19 protein-coding genes are annotated in these 20,778 nt (G+C 68.8%); 6 read left to right on the top strand and 13 right to left on the bottom strand.

The features are described from left to right. The 4 genes from QZ483_RS05845 to rimP all read right to left on the bottom strand — a co-directional run. Positions 1-1,285: translation initiation factor IF-2 N-terminal domain-containing protein (locus QZ483_RS05845; RefSeq protein WP_297082052.1), on the bottom strand; the 1,285-nt coding region annotated here is incomplete at its 3' end. Between the two features lie 92 nt (positions 1,286-1,377). Continuing rightward, the gene (locus QZ483_RS05840) at positions 1,378-1,701 is read right to left on the bottom strand and encodes a YlxR family protein (protein WP_297082051.1); all 324 of its coding nucleotides are present in this window, start codon (positions 1,699-1,701) and stop codon (positions 1,378-1,380) included. A 24-nt stretch (positions 1,702-1,725) separates the two neighbouring features. Further along, positions 1,726-2,742, bottom strand: coding sequence for a transcription termination factor NusA (gene nusA / locus QZ483_RS05835; RefSeq protein ID WP_297082050.1), 1,017 nt, complete (start codon positions 2,740-2,742; stop codon positions 1,726-1,728). Continuing rightward, positions 2,742-3,215, bottom strand: a complete 474-nt coding sequence (gene rimP, locus QZ483_RS05830) for a ribosome maturation factor RimP (protein ID WP_297082049.1) — start codon at positions 3,213-3,215, stop codon at positions 2,742-2,744. The genes nusA and rimP overlap by 1 nt, the downstream gene beginning before the upstream one ends. Before the next feature lie 86 nt (positions 3,216-3,301). Between rimP and QZ483_RS05825 the strand changes: the two genes are divergently transcribed. Together QZ483_RS05825 and QZ483_RS05820 are read left to right on the top strand one after the other, a co-directional pair. Continuing rightward, a complete protein-coding gene (locus tag QZ483_RS05825) occupies positions 3,302-4,315 on the top strand; it encodes a hypothetical protein (protein WP_297082048.1) in 1,014 nt (337 codons plus the stop codon). A 91-nt stretch (positions 4,316-4,406) separates the two neighbouring features. Beyond that, on the top strand, positions 4,407-5,261 hold the full coding sequence (locus QZ483_RS05820; protein WP_297082047.1) for a sulfotransferase: 855 nt from the start codon (positions 4,407-4,409) through the stop codon (positions 5,259-5,261). A 13-nt stretch (positions 5,262-5,274) separates the two neighbouring features. Here the strand turns inward: QZ483_RS05820 and QZ483_RS05815 are convergent, their stop codons facing one another. From QZ483_RS05815 to uvrC, 6 genes are all read right to left on the bottom strand, one after another. Then, entirely contained in the window at positions 5,275-7,065 is a 1,791-nt protein-coding gene (locus tag QZ483_RS05815) for a proline--tRNA ligase (RefSeq protein WP_297082053.1), read from the bottom strand. Between the two features lie 136 nt (positions 7,066-7,201). Further along, positions 7,202-8,815 (bottom strand): hypothetical protein, encoded by a 1,614-nt coding sequence (locus tag QZ483_RS05810; RefSeq protein ID WP_297082046.1) that lies wholly within the window; start codon positions 8,813-8,815, stop codon positions 7,202-7,204. Between the two features lie 270 nt (positions 8,816-9,085). Continuing rightward, entirely contained in the window at positions 9,086-12,031 is a 2,946-nt protein-coding gene (locus tag QZ483_RS05805; RefSeq protein WP_297082045.1) for an S-layer homology domain-containing protein, read from the bottom strand. 171 nt (positions 12,032-12,202) lie between these two features. Next, positions 12,203-13,126 carry a GNAT family N-acetyltransferase gene (locus tag QZ483_RS05800; protein ID WP_297082044.1) on the bottom strand — a complete coding sequence of 308 codons (924 nt, stop codon included), beginning with the start codon at positions 13,124-13,126 and terminating at the stop codon, positions 12,203-12,205. Further along, the gene (locus tag QZ483_RS05795; protein WP_297082043.1) at positions 13,123-13,782 is read right to left on the bottom strand and encodes a flavodoxin-dependent (E)-4-hydroxy-3-methylbut-2-enyl-diphosphate synthase; all 660 of its coding nucleotides are present in this window, start codon (positions 13,780-13,782) and stop codon (positions 13,123-13,125) included. Before QZ483_RS05795 ends, QZ483_RS05800 begins: the two co-directional genes overlap by 4 nt. Further along, on the bottom strand, positions 13,779-15,686 hold the full coding sequence (gene uvrC / locus QZ483_RS05790) for an excinuclease ABC subunit UvrC (protein ID WP_297082042.1): 1,908 nt from the start codon (positions 15,684-15,686) through the stop codon (positions 13,779-13,781). The genes QZ483_RS05795 and uvrC overlap by 4 nt, the downstream gene beginning before the upstream one ends. 19 nt (positions 15,687-15,705) lie before the next feature. Between uvrC and QZ483_RS05785 the strand changes: the two genes are divergently transcribed. Beyond that, positions 15,706-16,518 (top strand): SDR family NAD(P)-dependent oxidoreductase, encoded by an 813-nt coding sequence (locus tag QZ483_RS05785; protein WP_297082041.1) that lies wholly within the window; start codon positions 15,706-15,708, stop codon positions 16,516-16,518. A gap of 37 nt (positions 16,519-16,555) precedes the next feature. Next, a complete protein-coding gene (locus QZ483_RS05780) occupies positions 16,556-17,587 on the top strand; it encodes a serine hydrolase (RefSeq protein WP_297082040.1) in 1,032 nt (343 codons plus the stop codon). Here the strand turns inward: QZ483_RS05780 and proC are convergent. The 3 genes from proC to QZ483_RS05765 all read right to left on the bottom strand — a co-directional run bounded on the left by proC (position 17,584) and on the right by QZ483_RS05765 (position 19,401). Then, entirely contained in the window at positions 17,584-18,417 is an 834-nt protein-coding gene (proC, locus tag QZ483_RS05775) for a pyrroline-5-carboxylate reductase (RefSeq protein ID WP_297082039.1), read from the bottom strand. The genes QZ483_RS05780 and proC overlap by 4 nt on opposite strands. Before the next feature lies 1 nt (position 18,418). Further along, the gene (locus QZ483_RS05770; protein ID WP_297082038.1) at positions 18,419-18,919 is read right to left on the bottom strand and encodes a YbjN domain-containing protein; all 501 of its coding nucleotides are present in this window, start codon (positions 18,917-18,919) and stop codon (positions 18,419-18,421) included. Between the two features lie 137 nt (positions 18,920-19,056). Then, positions 19,057-19,401: an accessory factor UbiK family protein gene (locus QZ483_RS05765; protein WP_297082037.1), complete on the bottom strand. Its 345-nt coding sequence runs from the start codon at positions 19,399-19,401 to the stop codon at positions 19,057-19,059. A gap of 83 nt (positions 19,402-19,484) precedes the next feature. On the opposite strand from QZ483_RS05765, the gene lgt reads away from it, so the two are divergent. After that, entirely contained in the window at positions 19,485-20,405 is a 921-nt protein-coding gene (gene lgt, locus QZ483_RS05760) for a prolipoprotein diacylglyceryl transferase (protein ID WP_297082036.1), read from the top strand. Continuing rightward, the coding region (locus QZ483_RS05755; protein ID WP_297082035.1) for an SAM-dependent methyltransferase at positions 20,405-20,778 on the top strand (374 nt) is incomplete at its 3' end. The genes lgt and QZ483_RS05755, both read left to right, overlap by 1 nt.

Below are 20,778 nucleotides of genomic sequence, written 5' to 3'. Positions count from 1 at the left end.
CGCCGGCCTCGCCGGAGATGACGTCCGCCTTGCGGATCGAGTCCAGCAGGCGCGTCTTTCCGTGGTCGACGTGACCCATGACGGTGACCACCGGAGGACGCGCCTCGAGGTCCTCGTCAGTCTCGGCCTCGAGCTCGGCGTCGAGGTCGATGTTGAAGTCCTCGAGCAGCTCCTTGTCCTCGTCCTCGGGGGACACGATCTGGATCTTGTAGCCCAGCTCGGCACCCAGCGTCTCGAACGTGTCCTCGTCCAGGGACTGCGTGGCCGTGGCCATCTCGCCCAGGTGGAACAGGACCGTCACGAGCGACGCCGGGTTGACGTCGATCTTCTCGGCGAAGTCCGTCAGCGTCGCGCCGCGGCGCAGACGGAGCAGCGTCTCTCCATCACCGCGAGGGATCTGGACGCCGCCAATGGCCGGCGCCTGCTGCTGCTCGTACTCGGCCCGCTTGGCCCGCTTCGACTTCCGCGAGCGGGCGGGCTTGCCACCCTGGCGTCCGAATGCGCCGGCCGTGCCGCCGCCGCGTCCACGACCACCAGGCGCCGGACGGCCACCGGGGCCGCCGAAGCCGCCGGGGCCACCGGGACCGCGACCGCCGGGACCGCCGGGTCCACGACCGCCGGGGCCGCCGCGACCTGCCGGGGCACCGGGGCCGCCGGGCGTGCGGTTGGGCATCTGACCCGGCGTGGGGCGCGGTCCGCGACCCGGGCCACCGGCACCGCCGGGACCACCGGGTCCACGACCGCCAGGCGTGCCGGGACGACCGCCGGGACGCTGGGTCTGGAACGGGTTGTTGCCGCCGGGACGCGGGCGCGGGCGGGGGCCGGCGCTGCGGTCCGAGAACGGGTTGTTGCCGCCGGGACGCGGGCGCGGCTTGGGCATGTCCGCGGGCGAGGGGCCTCCGGCCGCTGCAGGAGCGGCGGGCGCGTCCGTGGCAGGGGCCTGCTCGGCCGATGCGGCGGCGGGCTTCGCCTCCGGAGCGGAGGGAGCCGCCTCCTCGGCGGGAGCGGGGGGCTTGGGTCCGGGCTTGGGTCCCGGCTTCGCCGCGGGCTTGGCTGCGGGCTTCGCGGCAGGCTTGGCAGCCGTCTTCGCGGCGGGCTTCGCCGCAGACGTGGCCGCGTCGCCCGACTCCGCGGGGAACGCTTCGCGCGCCTTGCGCACGACGGGCGCCTCGAGAGCGGAGGACGCTCCCTTGACGTACTCGCCGAGCTCGTTCAGCTTGGCGATCAGATCCTTGCTCGAGACTCCGAGCTCTTTCGCGATCTCATGAACGCGGGGCTTTGCCACAATTCTCCTGTCTCGGTCCGACCGAGGCAGGGTCGAACCATCGTTACGAGTGGGTACTCATCGTGAGGTACTCATCGGTCGCTCATGGGCTTTCATCCCTTGACTTCGATGGCGGACGTGGCGGTCTCGGTGCTCGCGTGCCCGGGAAGGGCCACACCGGACGCATCGGCGCCAGGAGAGCGCAATGCCCTCCCGATGCTCGAACGACGCAGTGCCAGCGCGAGACAGTCGGAGTCGGGATGCAGCCACGCACCCCGTCCCGGAAGCTCCTTGCGCTCGTCGACGACCACCCGGTCGCCGTCCAGCGCGAGTCGCACCAAGACCGACCGAGACGCCTGGCGGCGGCATCCCACACACGTGCGCACAGGTCCGTGCGAACGCGCGTCGATGTCACCGGAAGGCGAACTCGGCTCCATCAGTCTAACGGTTCCGCGGCTCGGCTAGGGACGCGGGGGCTCGGCGCGCCCGGGAACATCGGGCGCCTCATCCGATCGGATGTCGATGCGCCATCCGGTGAGCCGCGCGGCGAGGCGGGCGTTCTGGCCCTCCTTGCCGATCGCGAGCGACAGGTGGAAGTCCGGGACCACCACGCGAGCCGCGCGGGCCTCCTCGTCGACCACGGTCACGGAGACCACTCGCGACGGCGACAACGCGTTGCCCACGAAGGTCGCGGGGTCCTCGTCCCAGTCGACGATGTCGATCTTCTCGCCGTGGAGCTCACTCATCACCGCGCGCACCCGGGAGCCCATGGGGCCGATGCAGGCTCCCTTGGCGTTCACGCCCGGCTCGGTCGCGCGCACCGCCATCTTGGTGCGGTGGCCGGCCTCCCGAGCGAGGCTCATGATCTCGACCGTGCCGTCCGCGATCTCAGGCACCTCGAGCTCGAACAGCTTGCGCACCAGGCCGGGATGCGTGCGGGACAAGGTGATGGACGGACCCTTCTGGCCCCGCGTGACCTCCAGGACGTAGCCGCGCAGGCGCTGGCCGTGCTCGTAGGACTCGGTGGGCACCTGCTCGTGGGGAGGCAGCAGCGCCTCCGTCTCGCCGATGTCGACGTGGACGTTCCGGGGGTCCGCGCTCTGCTGGATGATCCCGGAGACGATCTGCCCCTCCTTGCCCGCGTACTGACCCAGGACCGCGTCGTCGCCCACCTGGCGCATGCGCTGAACGATCACCTGTCGCGCCGTGGCCGTGGCGATCCGACCGAAGTTCTCCGGGGTGTCGTCGAACTCCGGCTGGTCCTCGACCTCCGTCTCGCTGTCCGGCTCGGGCTCCTCGCGCGCGAGGATCGACACCTTGCCGGTGTCGCGGTCCACGACGGCCCTGGCATGCCGGTAGGCGCCGGGCGTCTTGTGATACGCGGAGACCAGCGCCTGCTCGATGGCGTCGAGTAGCACGTCGAAGCGCACGTCGCGCTCCTTCTCGAGCGCCTTGAGTGCGTACAGGTCGATGTCCATCAGTCCTCCTGGTCCAGACGCTTGAGCTCGACCTCGATACGGCCCTCGGCCACGTCCGCGATCTGGATGCGCTCCTCGCCGTGCGGCGCATCGAGCACGAGGACGTCGTCCTCGACCGCGGTGAGGCGCGCGGTCACCTCGGTGCCGTCGACGAGGGCGAGTGCGACCTTCCTGGTCCGGGCGCGCAGGAAGTGCCGACGCTCGGTCAACGGGCGATCCGTGCCGGGGGTCGAGATCTCGAGGACGTACGGGGTCGAAGGCACGTTCGCCGCGTCGAGGGCGGCTCCGATGGCGCGCGAGGCGGTCGCGACGGCATCGAGGTCCGCGCTGCCGATCTCGGTCTCCGGCAGATCGACGGTGACGGTCACGCGCGTCTTCTTGCCCGCGGGCGAGACGGTGACGCCATCGAGTTCGAGGCCCGCCTCGCGAGCTGCGGGTGCGGCGAGCTCGGCGATCCTGTTCGAGAGGTCCATGGGCCCCGCCTCCTGCGCTCGACGCGCTCCGTTCCTGAAATTCGGTCGCCGCCAGTCTACCTGCGCGGAGCCGTAGGATGACGGCCATGACGGACCGGCCACGACGCGCGACACTCGGCCGAGCCGTCGCCGCGGCAGGCGCGGTCGCTCTCGCCGCCGTCGGGGTGTCCGGCTGCTCGTGGCGCGCGGAGACGCCGCCGCCGGACTGGCCGTCGCCTGACACCACCACCGTCACCCGCGACGCTGCCGCCGAGCGCGAGCAGGCCGTCATCGACGCCGTGTCGCCGTTCACGGCCGCCGCGACCGCGCAGGCGCACGTGCTCGCCGAGCTCGAGGCCGTCGCGGCGCCCGTGCGGCTCGACGCGCTCGGCGGCGTCTACGTCGCGTACCCGGACGCGAGCCCGTCGCCCAGCCCGTCCGGCGACTGGACGGCGCAGGACATGCCGAACCCCACGGAGGCGGTGGCGTCAGCGCGCGATGGCCATCTCGCGGACGGCCTCACGACCGAGGACCCCGATCTCGCGGCGCTGCTGCGTTCCGCTGGCCTGTCGCAGGCGCTCAGCGATTGGTTCGCGGTCTGGGTGGAGGATCGCATCTCGAGCGCGGAGCTCGCCGTGGTCGAGGAGCGCTCGCTGTCGAGCGCATCCCTGCCTCACGCCTCCCCCGTGCCGGAGAGCACCGCCATGCCCACGGCGACGGTCGCCGAGCTCGCACTCGCCCACGACCAGGCCAGGTACGCCTACGAGGTCATGGCCGCGAGTGCGTCCGGGGACGAACGGGACACCTGGCTGCAACGGCGCGATCTCCAGGCAGCCCGCGCATCGGCCCTCGCCGCCCAGCCCGGCGTCGAGGATCCCCGCTCCGCGACCTACACGCTGCTGCTCGACGACTACCGCGATCACGACGCGCGCCTCTCGACAGCGGTCGCGCTCGAGAACGGGTTGGGGGCGACCTACGCGGGCCTCGCGCTCGGGGCACGTCCCGACGAAGTGCCGTGGCTGCTCAACGCGGCATTCGACGCGTACGCGCAGGCGGCGGCATTCGGCGAGCCATCCGCGGCAGCGTGGACAGTGCCAGCACTGCCCGGGATCGACTCGTGACCCCGCCCGCGGGTGTCAGCACCGCCCCCGCGAGTCGCGTGCTGGCGACCCGCTGGTGGCGTCCAGATCGCCGACGAGAAGACGGAATCACATGAATCAGACCGACTATCGGATGGTCTTCATCGGCGGAATGCACAGGAGCGGCACGACGCTGCTGGCCGACCTGATCGCTTCGTCTCCTCGCGCTTCGGGCTTTTCGCACGAGCTGTCTCCCATGGGAGAGGGGCAGCACCTTCAGGACGTCTTCCCCACGGGTCGGGACTATGGCGGGCCTGTCATCTGGGGGCTCGATCCGCGCGCCCACCTCACGGAGAATCACCTCGGTGAGGACCATCCCGCACGCCTGTGGGACGCATGGAAGCCGCATTGGGATATGTCGTGCGAGCTGCTGGTCGAGAAGTCACCCATCAACCTGACGAAGTTCCGCTACCTCCAGGCGGCATTCCCTGGCGCACGCATGGTGGCGATCACACGACACCCGATCTCGCAGGCGATCGCGGTCAAGAAGTGGTCCGACCGGGCGAGCGAACGCTCCGGATGGGACCTTGACAGGCCAGTGCGGAGTTGGCTCAGCGCACACGGGATGTTCGCCGCAGACCAGCGCAGCATCGATCACCTCCTGGTGCTTCGCTACGAGGACCTCATTCTCGACCCTGGGCCCGCGGTCGCCCAGCTCGAGCGCTTCCTCGAGATCGAGGTCGACCCGCGAGCCGTGGCTGGCATCGACCCTTCGGCACTCAGCAAGTACGAGGAGATCTGGTCGGGCGCCACGACGATGCCGGTCGCTTCGCGCGACCAGGGCTCGCCTGACCTCCCGTCCACCGGTCGGGCCGCACGTTCGAAGGCGAAGCGCCGCGCCACGCTGCGCTGGTCGCGCAGCTTCCGACGGTTCGGGTACCGGGCGACGGATCTGCGTCACGCACGACCCTGGAAGCAGACCGCGTGAAGGCCTGAAGGCCCTACCCGAGAGCCCTCTCGACGCGCGCGGCCACTGTGGCCACCGCATCGGCCACCGGCAGGTTCTCGCTCGAGCCCTCGGCCCGCACCTTGAGCTCGACCTCGCCGTCCGCGAGGCCACGCCCCACCACGAGGATGAAGGGCGCGCCGATGAGCTCGGCATCCTTGAACTTCACGCCGGGCGAGACCTTGGGGCGATCGTCGTAGAGGACCTCGATGCCGGCGTCCTCGAGCTCGGTCGCGAGGCGCGCGGCCGTGTCGAAGACCTCCTGGTCCTTGCCGGTCGCGACCACGTGGACATGGACCGGCGCTACGTGCGCGGGCCAGCGCAGGCCGAGCTCGTCGTTGTTGAGCTCCGCGAGCAGCGCCAGCACGCGCGTGACGCCGATGCCGTACGAGCCCATGGTGACGACCTGCTGCTTGCCGTTGACGTCGAGCACCTTGAGGTCGAGGGCCTCGGCGTACTTGCGGCCCAACTGGAAGATGTGGCCGATCTCGACGCCGCGGGCGAGCTCGAGAGGGCCCGAGCCGTCGGGAGCCGGGTCGCCGGCGCACACCTGAGCCGCCTCGATCGTGCCGTCGCCCACGAAGTCCCGTCCCGCGACCAGGTCGAACACGTGCTTGCCGTGCTCGTTGGCGCCGGTGATCCAGCGAGTGCCCGGGACGATGCGCGGGTCGAGCATGTACGGGATGGTCGCGTCGTCCTCGGCGAGGAACTCGATGTCCGCAGGCCGGGCCTGGGGACCCAGCACGCCGGGGCCGATGTAGCCCTTCACGAGCTCCGGGTGCACCTTGAGGTCCTCCTCCGTCGCGGGCTCCACGGTCGCAGGCGCCAGGGCCGCCTCGAGGCGCGTCATGTCGACGTCGCGGTCGCCGGGCACGCCGACGACCAGCACGCCGCGCTCTCCTGCCGGGTTGGTAGCGGCGATGACCACGTTCTTCAGCGTGTCCGCCGCGGTCCACGGGCGGTCGGGACGGGGGTGGTCCGCGTTCGCGGCGGCGACCAGGGTCTCGATGGTCGGGGTGTCGGGAGTGTCCTCCACGTGCGCCGCGGGAGCGTCAGTCCAGTCCAGCGCATCGGGCACCGGGGTCGTGACGGCCTCGACGTTGGCGGCGTAGCCGCCGGGCGACCGCACGAAAGTGTCCTCGCCGATCTCGGTGGGAGCCAGGAACTCCTCGGACTTCGACCCGCCCATGGCGCCGGACATCGCGTTGACGATCACGTAGTCGATGCCCAGCCGGTCGAAGATGCGAATGTAGGCCTCGCGCTGAATCTGGTACGCCGCGTCGAGGCCCGCGTCGTCGATGTCGAAGGTGTAGGCGTCCTTCATGATGAACTCGCGTCCGCGCAGCAGCCCGGCACGCGGGCGCGCCTCGTCGCGGTACTTGGTCTGGATCTGGAACAGCGACAGCGGCAGGTCCTTGTAGCTGCTGTACAGATCCTTGACCAGGAGGGTGAACATCTCCTCGTGGGTGGGCGCCAGCAGCATGTCCGTGCCCTTGCGGTCCTGCAGCCGGAAGAGGTTGGGCCCGTACTCCTCCCAGCGGCCCGACGCCTCGTACGGGTCCTTGCCCAACAGCGCCGGGAAGTGCACCTCCTGGCTGCCAGCGGCTTCCATCTCCTCGCGCACCACGGCCTCGACCTTGGCGAGGACCTTCAGGCCCAGCGGCATCCACGAGTAGATGCCGGGCGCGGCGCGGCGGATGTAGCCGGCGCGGACCAGGAGCTTGTGGGAGGCGACCTCGGCGTCGGCCGGGTCCTCGCGGAGCGTGCGGAGGAAGAGCGTGGACATGCGGAGCATGGGGACAAGCCTAGTGGCGCGGGGGTGGGGTGCAGTGCGGACGGGGTCGCCTCTCTCGCGGGAGAACGCCAGCGGCGCGGCCGCCTCCGCGCAGGAGGACGACCGCGCCGCTCAGGTGCGCGAGGGCTTAGCCCGCGTAGGTCGGCTCAGCCGTGACCGGAATGGCGGCGTCAGCGTCCGCGACGGCGTCAGACTCCGTGTCGGGCGTGGTGTCGGGCTCCGCGACGACGCAAGCGCCGGTGGGGCGCTCCGCGTTCAGCAGCACGTTGTCGATCGCGAGTCCGTCGAAGGCGTTGTTGACGAGCCAGCCGTAGCGGTTGCCGCCCACGGCGCTGGGGACCTGGTCCGCAGCGTTGCCACCCAGGGTCCACGACTCGAGCTCGACGCCGTTGGCGTCCAGAACGGCGAGGTCGACGTACAGGAGCCCGGCGTCCTCACGGATGGTGTGCTGGAACGTGTACCAGCCCTCCTCGGAGATCGCGACAGGCGTCGTGGGGTAGGTGGTGATGAACGGCGGCGTGGTCACGACGTTGTTGCTCACCCCCACGGTCCAGTTGCCCGCGCCGTCCGAGTCCGCGTGGAAGATGAAGTCACGCTGGTGGTTGCCGTCGGCGCCGTTCACGGCGTGCGACCACGAGAACTGGCCGGCGTCAGCAGTGGTGCCGAGGTAGAAGTCGGCAGAAGCGGTGTAGCCGCCGTCCGGGAACACCGAGCTGTAGCCGGAGTAGCGCGTGAACACGTCGGCCGAGTACTCGACCACGGGTGCCGTCGCGAAGAAGCAGCCGGCGGCCGCAGCCATCGCATCGGCGCCTTCGACAATGGTCGCGCCGCTCAGGCCGCCGTCAGCCGAGGCCACGTCGCTGGCGGTCTCGAAGTCGATCACGCTGGACGTCAGGTCCGGGACTGCGGTGGCGTAGATCGCAAAGACGGGCTCGTAGCCGGTCCACCCGAAGTCCTGACGCAGCGTGTTGAGTCCACCCGCGCCGCCGTCGAGGTAGCCCACGTTCGCGTAGGCGTCGATCAGGAAGGCGTCCGCGTCGACATCGGTGCCCACGGAAGCGCCCGCGTTGCCGAGGTCGATGTTGAGGCTGTCGTACGGGCCCGCAGGCAGCGAGCTGTTCTTGCTCGTGAGGGTCGAGAAGGCCACGATGACCTGCTCCGGCAGGCGCACTCCGGCGCTGGTGAAGTCGAACTCGATCGGGAACGAGAAGCCGTTCTGGCAAGTGTCCAGGGCAGCGTCGTGCCAGGCGGTGCTCCCGGCGCCGCATTCGGCCTCGTTCGGTGCGGGGCGGAACGGTACGTCGACGTCCTGGGTGACCTCGGCGAGCACGGCACCGGGGGCAGCGGAGGCGCCCGTGCCGGTCACGGCGTACACCGTCGCGGTGATGGGGTGCGAGAAGGAACCGCCCGCGGGGTCCGTGTCGCAGCCGCTGTTCCAGGTGCCCGTCTCACACGCCCAGCTGTTGAAGCTGACCTCGACGGCCTCCAGCATGCGCGCGGTGCCACCGAGCTCCACCAGGTCGCCGACAGCGAGCGTCGAACGCGCGTTGAAGCCGATGCTCGGGTACGACGCAGGGGCCGTAACAGGCTGGGACGAGTACACGACGTCGCCGTCGGCCGCGCCTGCGGCACTCGCGGTGGCAGTGATGGACGCGGCGGCCAGGGCTGCGGCCGCGGCGACGGCCAGCGCCTTGCTGCGCAGCACCACGAAGCCCGTGCTTGAAGTCGATGCGGTGGTCATGAAGTCCCCTCAGATGAATGGAGCCGGCGCACCCTCCACGGGAGTCGACGGCGGTACGTCGCTCGAAAGGTTATCGCGACTGATAATGACGTTTGAACAGGATCGATGCGGGTGTGGTTGATCTCACTCGCGCGACGTTCGATGGGTGCGGATAGTCGCTATCGACCGACCCTCACCCCGGTGCGAATCGCCGCTCGCCCTCACGGGTCGAGGCCCCGGGACCATGCGGTCCCGGGGCCTCGACTGGAGGTGGATCTCCTGGTGCGGCTGCTAGGCGCTCATGCGGTACAGGAACGCCGCCATCGCCTCGCGGGTAATCGACTCGTCAGCACGGAACTCCTTGCCGCCCGAGACGCTCCAGCCCGTGGAGATGCCGGCCTCGGCGAGCCACGCCATCTCCTTGTAGAACTTGTCTCCCGGCGCCACGTCCAGGAACGGCGACGTGCTGGGAGCCGCGTACCCCTTCACATCCGCGAAGCGGAACAGGAAGGCTGCCATCGCGTTGCGGTCGATGGGCTCGTAGGGACGGAACTCCTTGCCCCCGGAGACGCTCCAGCCCGTGGAGATGCCCTCGGCCGCAAGCCAGGAGATCTCCTTGTAGAACGGGTGCGACGTGGAGACATCCGCGAACGGCGAGGTGGCCGGCGCAGTGAACTCCGGCGAACCGGCCCAGCGGTACAGGAACGCCGCCAGCGCATCGCGGTTGATGCTTCCCAGGGGACGGTAGGTGCCGTCCGCGTACCCGGTGGTCACGCCCTCGGCCGCGAGCCACTGGATGTGGGTCTTGAACGGGCTGGTGGCGATGTCCGAGAACGTCGGGATCCGCACGAGCGCGGTGAACGCCCGCTGGAGCTTGGTGGCCTTGGCATCCACGGCCGCCTGAGCACGGATGTCCGCGTCCAGGAGGTCCTCGGCGCCCACGAGCGCCGCCGTGACACGGGCCACGGTCGGCTTCGTGTACTTGGCGAGGTTCACCGCGTCGATCTTGTCGAGCACGGCGGCGAGAGCGGTCGTGTCGGCGGGGCGGTAGGCGAGGCCGTCGATGGCCTCCAGGACCGCGGCGGCTGCCGCGGCGACCTGGTCCTGAGCGGTGATGTTCGCACCGAGCAGGCCCTGGGCGACGTCCACCGCGCTGTCGAGCGCGGCGAGCGACGCCGACGTGCGGCCGTCGCGGTCGGCCGCCTCAGCGGCGGCGATCGCGGCGTTCAGCGCGTCGATGTTCGCCGGGAGGTAGTCGAGCGCCTCGATGGCCGCCTCGATCACGGCGACCGCCGCGTCCACCTGGTCCTGCTCCACGATGGTCGCGTCGAGAGCACCGTTGCCGATGATGACGGCCGCGTCGAGCAGGTCGAGCGACTCGGGCGTGCGACCGTCGCGGTCGACCTCGCCGGCCGCGATGAGCGCGAGCTCGAGCTGCGCGACGTCCGCCGGGAGCAGCTCGAGAGCATCGATGGCCGCAGTGATCGCTGCAGTCGCAGCGTCCACCTCGTCCTGCTGGAAGACGAACGCGCCCTCGACGTCACCCGCACCGGCAACCGCTGCCACGACCGCGGCGAACGAGTCGGTGGTGTAGTGCTCCTCGACGAGCTCGCCCGCCGTGACGAGCGCCGCGTCGAGCGCGGTGAAGTCCGCGGGGGCGCAACCCTCGGTCGGACGCTCCGCGTTGATGGTCACGTTGTCGATCGGGAGAGCGTCGAAGCCGTTGACGACGAGCCAGCCGTAGCGGCTTCCGCCCACGGTCAGGTTGATGACGTCACCCTCGTTCGAACGCGTCCAGGTCTTGAGCACGGAGCCCTCGGCGTCCGCGACCGAGATGTCGACCGACAGCACGCCGTCGACATCCGCAAACGTGTGCGACACGGTGTACCAGCCGGACTCGGTGATCTCGAAGGTGTCACCGGAGAGCGCGCCCACGCCCACGCCCTCGTGGCCCGAGTTGTTCGAGGCGCCGAGGGTCCAGGAGCCGGCGCCTGCCGACTGCGCGTGGAAGATGAAATCGCGCTCGTGAGCGCCGTCGGTGCCGTTCGCTGCGACCGACCAGTCGAACTGGTTGAGCGAGTCGCCGGTGTCCACCGCGGTGTCGAGGTAGAAGTCGGCGCTGGTGGTCCAGCCGTCGGTCGGGAACACCGAGGTGTAGCCGCCGAAGCGCGTGAACTGGTAGACGTAGTCGTCGCCTGCAGGGTTCTGCGGTGCGACGGCGTAGTAGCAGCCGGCGGCCGCGGGCATCTCGGCGCTGGTCTCCACGATCGTGACGTTCGGGAGGCCATTGTCGGAGTCAGCGACGTCCGCTGCGGTCTCGAAGCCGTAGACAGCCGCCGCCTGCTGAGCGACCGGAACGGTGGCGACCGAGATCAGCGGGTTGTAGTACCAGCCGTCCTCACCCTCGCCGTACCAGCCATTCGAGGACTGGAAGAGTCCGTGGGTCGCGGTGCGGTCACCGGTGTAGAACGCGCTGGCGTACGTGCTGTCGAAGTACAGCCGCTCGGGGAACGGGTCCGTGCCCACGACGGGCGCGACGTCGGTCAGCGCGACGTTCAGGCTGTCGTAGTAGCCGCCCGCGGGGTACAGGTCCGAGTAGAAGCGGCTCGTGGGGGCGTGCACGCCCACGACGACCTCGTCGGGCAGCGCGACGCCGAGCGTCGAGAAGTCCAGCGTCACCTCGTGCACGATCGAGGTCGCGCACCGGGCGTTCTCCTCGTCCCAGTAGTAGCCGAGCTTGCCGTCAGCCTCGGTGCAGACGTCCACGTCGGCGCTGGGGCGGAAAGGAATCTCCACCGTCTCGGTGATCGTGGCGATGGGCTCGCGGCTCTCGTCGAGGACGCCATCCTCGGGCACGCCGTACACGTTCACCGTGATCGGGTGGCTCCAGGTGGCGGACTCGTCCTCGGTCAGGCAGTCGGCCTTGTTCCACGAGCCGTCGGCGCACGCGTAGCTCTGCAGGGCGACGGTCACGCTGTCGAGACCGCGGGCCTCTCCGCCGAGCTCGATCTGCTTGCCGAACTCCTCCATCGACCAGGCGGTGAAGCCGAGGCTGCTAATGCTCGACACGTCGGCCGCGAAGCCATACGCGGTCTCGGGAGTCGGGTCGGTCGTGGCGCCTGCCGCGGTAGCGCTGGCGGTCAGGCCAGCGGCGGCGGTCGCGAATGCGGCGAGTGCGGCGATCGGCCTCACGCGGCGCGTGTCGCGCACTCGGGGTGCGCGCGTGTGGGTGGTCATCTGTTCCCCTCAGTCTCACGGCACCGACATCGCCTCGATGCGGCGCCAACGGCAGTCAGCGCGCCAACGTTATCGGGTACGAGAAGGAATCGTCAGCAGATCGAGGACACCTGTGGCCAAAGTCACGCCGCCGGCGTCCGATGCCCCCCCAATAAGTCCGTTTGGGGACGCTTAGAACATCACGGTGGCAAAGGTGCCCACGCGTCGGAATCCGACGGCGTCATAGGTCGCGAGCGCTGCCTCGTTGAAGTCGTTGACGTACAGCGACACGATCGGCGCGTGATCCGCGCGCACGGCCGAGATCACCGCCGCGAGGCCCGCACGCGCCAGCCCGCGTCCTCGCAGTTCGGGATGCACCCACACTCCCTGGAGCTGCGCGACTCCCCCGCCCAGGGCGCCCACCTCGGCCTTGAAGACGATCGCGCGCCGGCCCTGCACCCGCCCGTACTGCACATACGCCCGGCCCGAACGCACCAGCCAGCGCAGGCGGTCCTCGTACGCGGCCCGGCCATGACGCATCGGGTCGTAGCCGACCTCGCCGATGAACATGTGCACGCACGCGGGCAGCAGAGCGTCGTAGTCGCTATCCCGCGCCGGCCTCACCGCCTCGAGCGCGAGATCGTCCGCCCCGAGGGCAGGCACGTGACGCGCGGCCTGGTCGATCACCATCGACACCTGGCGCTCGCGCACCTCGCGAGCGGGGCCCCACCAGGGCTCGACCCGTCCCCACAGGTCCAACGTGAGCGACGACTCCCCCACCAGCGCTGCCGGCCTCGACAGCCGTCCCACCATCGCGGCGGCGATGTCGGCTCGCAGCTCCTCGTCCGTGTCGGGGTCGCCGGTGGAGGGCAGCACCGCGCACAGGTTGGCGCTGGCCCAGATGAGGCCGACGGTCTCCCGGCCCCAGCCCGTCCGGCGCCTGACGACCCACAGCCCCGCAGGCATCACCCCGGAGCGACGCGCGGCCTCGATGTGCATCGCGGGAACCACGGTCGCGACCGGATCCGCCTCGCACAGCGCGGCGAGCACGTCCAGGTCACGGCGCTGCGCCGGCGTCAGCGAGTGCTGAGCGCGCCGGAGCAGCGAGTCCGTCATGACGTCGCGACCACCTGGGGAGACGCACCCTCCTCGGGCTCCATGGTCTCGGCGATGCGCATGGCCTCGTCGATCAGGGTCTCGACGATCTGCGACTCGGGCACCGTCTTGATGACCTCGCCCTTCACGAAGATCTGGCCCTTGCCGTTGCCGGAGGCGACGCCCAGGTCCGCCTCGCGAGCCTCGCCGGGGCCGTTCACCACGCACCCCATCACGGCGACACGCAGCGGCACCTCCATGCCCTCGAGCCCCGCGGTGACCTTCTCCGCGAGCTCGTAGACATCGACCTGAGCGCGGCCGCACGAGGGACAGGACACGATCTCGAGTTTGCGCTCGCGCAGGTTGAGAGCCTGCAGGATCTGAATGCCGACCTTCACCTCCTCGACCGGAGGCGCGGACAGCGAGACGCGGATCGTGTCGCCGATGCCCTGGCTGAGCAGCGCGCCGAACGCGGTCACCTGCCCGAGGCGGCGCGCCAGCCAGCCATCGATCCAGTCGGTGACGGCCCCGGCGACAAACAGCGCCAGGGCATAGCTCCACCAGGTGACGAGCTGTTCGTCGGTGCTGGCGGTCAGCCCCCACCACAGGAAGAGCGCACCGAGCGGGCCGGCGACGAGGCGGAAGGCGGTGAGGACGTTGGGCGGGTTGAAGATCATTGCTGGAACCAGTCGTGAATGCGTTTGGCCATGGCGGCGGAGACCCCTTCAACGGCTTCAAGGTCGGCGAGCGCGGCGCGTTCGACCGCCTTGGCGGAACCGAAATGCGCGAGCAGCGCCTTCTTCCGGGATGGCCCGATACCGGGGATGGAATCAAGCGGGTTTTCGCGCATCGCCTTCTGGCGCTTCGCCCTGTGGCCGCCAATGGCGAAGCGGTGAGCTTCATCGCGCAGGCGCTGGAGATAATACAGGACCGGATCGTTCATCGGCAGTTTGAAGGGCGGCTTGCCGGGCATGTAGAACGCCTCGCGCCCGGCATCGCGCTCCGGCCCCTTGGCGATGGCCGCGACCGGCACATCGGTGACGCCGAGCTCCTCCATCACGTCCAGCACGACGGAGAGCTGCCCCTTGCCGCCATCGATGAGCACGAGGTCGGGCACCGGGGCGCCCTCCTCCTTTTCCTTGAGGAGGCGCGCAAAGCGGCGGCGCAGCATGGCGGCCATCATCGCGAAATCGTCATTCGTGGCGGCGTCATCGCCCTTCATGTTGAAGCGCCGGTAATGCGTCTTCGAGAAACCGTCCGGCCCGGCCACGATCATCGCGCCCAGCGCATTCGAGCCCTGGATATGGGAGTTGTCATAGACCTCGATGCGCTGCGGCGGCTCGTCGAGGCCGAACACTTTCGCCACGCCTTTCAGCAGCTTCGCCTGGGTGGCGCTTTCCGACAGGCGGCGGCCCAGCGCCTCGCGCGCATTCGCCTGCGTGCGGTCGACCAGCTTCTTCTTCTGGCCGCGCTGCGGGCAGGTCACCGTCACCTTGCGGCTGGCGCGCAGGGTCAGCGCCTCGCCGATCAGTTCGGCCTCCTCGACCGGGTGCGAGGTCATGATGATCGCCGGCGCCGGCCGGTCATCATAGAATTGCGCCAGGAAGGCGGAGAGAATTTCCGACGGCTCGGACTCGGCCTCATGCTTGGGGAAGAAGCTCTGGTTTCCCCAGTTCTGACCGGCGCGGTAGAAGAAAACCTGGACACAGGATTTCCCGCCTTCCTGGGCCAGCGCGACGATATCGGCTTCTTCCACCCCGTCCGGGTTGATGCCCTGGTCGGTGGTCACCGCCGCAATGGCGCGGATCCGGTCGCGCAGCCGGGCGGCGCCTTCAAAGTCCAGCGCATCGGAGGCTTTGCTCATCTGCCGGCTCAAATCCTCGCGCAGCGCATTGGAGCGGCCGCGCAGGAAGGCCTCGGCCTCGCCGACGAGTTCCTGGTAGGCCTCCGGCGTGACGAGATCGACGCAGGGGCCGGCACAACGCTTGATCTGGTAGAGCATGCAGGGCCGGGTGCGGCCTTCATAGACGCTGTCGGTGCAGGTGCGCAGGAGGAAGGCCTTCTGCAGCGTGTTGAGCGTGGCATTGACCGCGCCGGCGCTGGCGAACGGGCCGAAATACATCCCCTTCGCCTTGCGCGCGCCGCGGTGCTTGCGGATCTGCGGGGCAGCGTGGTCGGTGCGGATCAGAATATAGGGGAAGGACTTGTCATCGCGCAGGATGACGTTGAAGCGCGGCTTCAGGCGCTTGATGAGATTGGCCTCGAGCAGCAGGGCCTCGGTCTCGGTCTCGGTGACAACGAATTCCATCGACCGGGTCAGCGCGATCATCAGCGCGATGCGGTTATTGTGCCCGCCGCCCTTGGCATAGTTCGAGACCCGGTTTTTCAGGTTCTTGGCCTTGCCGACATAAAGAATGTCACCATCCTTCCCGTACATGCGGTAGACGCCGGGTTTCGCCGGCAGCCGCTTGACGTAAGATGCAATCACCTCGGGTCCGGTCAGGCCGGACGTGCCCTCCTCGGGGGGCGCAGCGGCATCTTCCGCGACGTGGGGGGGATTTTCAGGCCGGGAGGCTTTCATGGGGTCTAAAATCGCGCTCGTGACCGGTGCTGGCAAGCGCCTCGGCGCAGCCATAGCCAAAGCGCTCGCCGCGGACGGCTACAAGGCCTGGGTCCATTTCAACCATTCGGCCGACGAAGCGGGCGATGTGGTCGCGCAGATCCGTTCCGCCGGCGGCGAGGCCGAGGCGGTGCAGTTCGACCTCGAAAAGGTCGATACGCTCGCCACCCTGGTGCGCGGGCTGGGCCGGATCGATGTGCTGGTGAACTCCGCATCCGTCTTCGATTTTGACAGCGCCGACAAGCTCGATGCCGCCGGGATGCAGCGCATCCTCAATATCAACCTGGTCGCCCCCGCCCTGCTGGCCTCGGTCGTGGCCGAGGGGCACACGGCGCGCAATTCCGGCTGCATCATCAATCTCCTGGACCAGAAGCTGTTCAACCTGAACCCGGACCATTTCAGCTACACGCTCGCCAAGGCCGGGCTTCACACGGCGACCGAAGCAATGGCGATGCAGTTCGCGCCGCGCGTGCGGGTCAACGGCATCGCGCCGGGCCTCACCCTGCCCGCGCCGGGCATGAGCGATGCCGCGTTCGACACGGCGCATCTCGACAACCCGATGGAGGGCGGCTCCACGCCGGATGACATCGTGCGCACGGTACGCTTTATCGTCGCCAGCCCGGCCATGACGGGCGAAACCATCCTCATGGATGGTGGTGAACACCTGATGCGGCGCGGCCGTGACGTGTCGCAGGGCGGGGAAGCCTCACTCCATCGTGAATTGCACTTTTCGCCCGGTGCGCCAGCCTCGCACCTGAGCAGGGGTGCTCAAGGGGCCGGGAGACGTCGCTAGGAGACAGGGGCCGGGAAACCGGGGACCGGGAGGCTGCATGCGTGTTTTGATCCTGGGTCTGATCGCCTGGCTGGGCATAAGCGCCGCGCAGGCGCAGTCACCGGCATTCGAAATCGATTGCGAGGCCGCGGCACGTTATTCCGACCGCTACCAGGGCGTCGCCGTGGTGGTGGTCCACCAGGGCGCGGTTGTGTGCGAGCACTATCTCAATGTCGAGGCGGACGATGCCTGGGAGCTGGCCAGCGGCACGAAGAGCCTGACGGCCGCCATGGCTGCCGCGGCGGTCGAGGACGGCCTCCTGACCCTTGACGAGCCGGTCGCGGACACGCTGACCGAATGGCAGGACGATGAACGCCTGTCGCAGATCACGATCCGGCAATTACTGTCGCTGGTGAGCGGTATCCATGTCGTGCAGGACCGCTATGTCTCCTATGAGGGTGCGGTGGATTCCCGTGCGCGCCATGATCCGGGCACACGCTTTTCCTATGGTCCGCGCCCGTTTGCCGTGTTCGGCGAGATCATGCGGCGCAAGCTGGAAGCGGCCGGTACCGACATGTCGCCGGCGGACTATCTGCGCTCGCGCGTGCTGATCCCGATCGATGCCGATGTCGCGTCCTGGTCCTTCTACCGCGACGACCCGCTCTTGTCGGAAGGCGTGGAAATGACCCCGATGCACTGGGCCCGGTTCGGCTATCTGGTGCTGCAAGGCGGTGAAATCGGCGACACACGCCTGCTGGATGCCGAGGCGGTGGCGGCGTTTTCCGAGCAGCGTTTCATGCGCATTTACGGCATGGGCTGGTGGGTGCATCGCGAGGGGGTGGAACCCCGCAGCCGCTTCCGCTCGGCCCGCACGGATGCCGCGGCGGCACCCGCCAATTTCCCGAATGTCTTCTATGCGGCAGGCTCCGGCGACCAGCGGCTCTACATATTGCCGGACCATGACCTCGTCGTGGTGCGGATGACACGCGGCGTACGAATCGACCGGGATTTGCAGGGCGATGTCGGGTTTTCGGGCCAGCTTTTCCTGCGCGCGCTTCTGCCCTGGATCCCGCCCAGCTCCGACAGCTAGTTCCGGTTGCTGTCACCCAGCTGGCGCGAGCGGCGCTCGGCCGCGGCGACGGCGTGGCGCATCAGTTCCGGCAGGGCGGAGCCGCCCATCATCACGTCGAGCGCGGCCTGCGTGGTGCCGTTCGGCGAGGTCACCTGGCGGCGCAATTCCTGCGGCGTCAGGCCCGATGACTTCATCAGCTCTCCTGCCCCGACCAGGGTTTCGGCCGCCAGTCTTTCCGCGAGCTCGCGCGGCAGGCCGAGCGATTCACCGGCCCCGGCCAGCGATTCGGCGAGCAGGAAGAAATAGGCGGGGCCCGAGCCGGACACGCCGGTCACCGCGCCCATCAGGCGCTCGTCGTCAATCCATTCCACCCGTCCGCCGACCTTGAGCAGCTTGTCAGCCTCCTTGCGGCGCGTCTCACCGGCGGCATTGGCAGCGCAGACGATGACACCCTTGCCGATGGCGGTCGGCGTGTTGGGCATGGCGCGGATGATCGGCCGGTCGCCGAGCAATTCGGTCATGGTGCGGATATTGACCCCGGCCATGACAGAAATGACGGCGCAATCGTCGGGCAGGATTTCTGCCAGGCTGTCGGCCATTTCGAAAAACACGTGCGGCTTGACGGCGAGGATGACCAGGCCGACGCCCTTGGCGGTACGCGGTCCCAGCGCATCAATCCGCTTGAGGCCATGCTCGCGGATCAACGCGCCCATCTCCTCGGTCGCGCGCGGAGCGCAGATCAGCAGGTTTTCCGGGTCAACCTTGCCCTTGCCGCGGAGCCAGCCCGCCGCGAGCGCGCCGCCCATGCGGCCGGCCCCGATCAGGGCAATCTTGTCTGCGTCTGCCAAGTCAGGCCTCGCCAATGGTTTCGAACATGGCGGACTGGGCCGCCTCCTCCACCGTCTTTCCGCCCCAGACGAGGAATTGGAAAGCCGGGTAGAAGCGTTCGCCGGCCTCGCGGGCCGCGGAAATCAGCATCGCCGCCTGGGCAGGCGAGAGGGTTTCGCCGGGCGGGATCGGCACACCATGGCGCCAGACCACGCCGCCATCCTCCTCCCAGACATCGAAATGCCCGTACCAGAGCTTTTCATTGAGCCGGGCCGCCAGTTCGCAGACCTCGCGGAATCGGGCGCGCGGCGCTTTCAGCTCGAGGCTGGCACAGATATGGATGGCATCGTGATCGGGTCGCCAGGCGAACCATATCTGGTGATCGCGCCAGGCGCCGGGGGCCGACATGTGCAGCTCGCCGCTCTCGTCGCGTTCATAGGGCAGTTGCTCGGCAATCACGGCCTGCTCGACGGCGTCGAGCGGATCGCTTTCGAATGTGCCGGTTTCTGTAGCGAGTTCCATTGCGCTGGTCCTTTCGCGCGGGCTGCCCCAATCGGACCTGCTGCGGAGACGCTTCAGCGAATCGCGCAGGTCATGGGACAAAGCCTAGGGCTTGGTTTTCAGCCGGGGCAATAGCACCGGCGGTTACGAATCGTGGATTAGTTCTTCTTTGACCGCGTTGCGGGCTTTTTCGCCGTGGATTTCTTCGCCGCCGGCTTTTTGGCGGCTGTTTTCGGCGCGGCCTTGCGGGCGGCCGGCTTCGTGGCGGCCTTTTCCAGCGCCTCGACACGGGCTTTCAGCGCATCGGCTTCCTCGCGGGCAGCCCGCGCCACGTCCTTGACGGCCTCGAATTCCTCGCGGCTGACCCAGTCCATGCGCGCGGCCATCTTGTCGGCCTGGGCACGGAATACGGTCTGGGCTTCCTCGCCCGCGGACTGGGCGGCGGCAAAGGCGTCCGTCATCAGGTCGGCGAGGTCGTTGAAGAGCGGATTGCGGGTTTGCATGTCGAGGCCTTCTTTCCTTACGCGACCGTATATGCGATTTCAGGGCCGCGGATGCAATGTGGCAGGCCAGCGCAGGAGCGGACATGCAGCAAGATTGCCAACCGAGCTTCGATCTGATCGACCCGGTTCTCTTCTCCATCGGCCCGTTTGACCTCCGCTGGTACGCCCTGGCCTACATTGCCGGCCTGCTGATCGGCTGGCGCTACATGGTCGGCCTCGCCCGGCGGCCCAAGCTCTGGGTGCCGGCCAGCGGCAAGCCGAAGGGCTCGCCCTTCACGGTCGATGATGTCGACGATCTCCTGTTGTGGGCGACGATCGGCGTGATTGCCGGCGGCCGGCTCGGCTATGTCATCTTCTATTCCTGGGAATACATGACGACCGGGCTGCGCGGCGCCATGACCCAGCCGGATTCAATCGGCGAGCGCCTGTGGTGGGTGGTGCGTGGCATCACCGAGGGCGGCATGGCTTTCCATGGCGGGCTGATCGGCGTCGGGCTGGCCCTGTTCTTCGTCGCCCGCGCGCGCAAGCTCGATCTCTGGCGGATCGCCGATGCCGCCGCCGTGGTGGCGCCGATCGGCCTGTTCTTCGGGCGCGTGGCGAATTTCATCAATGGCGAGCTGTGGGGCCGCGTCACCGATGTTCCCTGGGCGATGCGCTTTGCCTCCGACCCGACCTGTTCGCTGCGCCATCCGAGCCAGCTCTACGAGGCGGCGCTAGAAGGCGTGCTGATCTTCGTGGTGGTGAATTTCGCCACCTGGAAGCACCGTTCGCTGTCGCGGCCCGGGCTCAATACCGGCATCTTCATGGTGCTCTACGGGCTGTCGCGCGCCCTGCTGGAAACCGTGCGCGAACCCGATGCGCACATGCCCGAAGCGCTGCGCGGCTACATCACGATGGGCATGATCCTGTCGATCCCGATGATCTTCATCGGCGCCTGGCTGATCCATCGCGCCTTGAAGAATGAGCCCGCCCCGGCCCCGGTGAAAGTGGCAGACCCCGACTGATGTCCATCGCCAGCCGGATTGCCGAGCGGATCCGCAATGGCGGGCCGATCAGCATCGCCGCCTTCATGGGCGAGGCGATGTTCGATCCGCGCGAGGGCTATTACGCGACCAAGAACCCGATCGGCGCGGGCGAGGATTTCATCACTGCTCCCGCCGTCAGCCAGATGTTCGGCGAGCTGATCGGGCTGTGGTGTGCACAGGTCTGGATCGACATGGGCCGCCCGGCCGTGGTCCAGCTGGTCGAGCTGGGCCCGGGCACCGGCCAGATGATGAGCGATATCGTGCGCGCCGGGCGTGCCGTGCCAGGTTTTCTCGACGCGGCAAGGATCACGCTGATCGAGGCCAGTGCGGCGCTGAAAATGGTACAGGGCCG

Origin of the sequence: uncultured Demequina sp. (assembly GCF_913055775.1) — a bacterium.
GTDB lineage: Bacteria > Actinomycetota > Actinomycetes > Actinomycetales > Demequinaceae > Demequina.
This window is presented reverse-complemented; position numbering and strand designations above follow the sequence as displayed.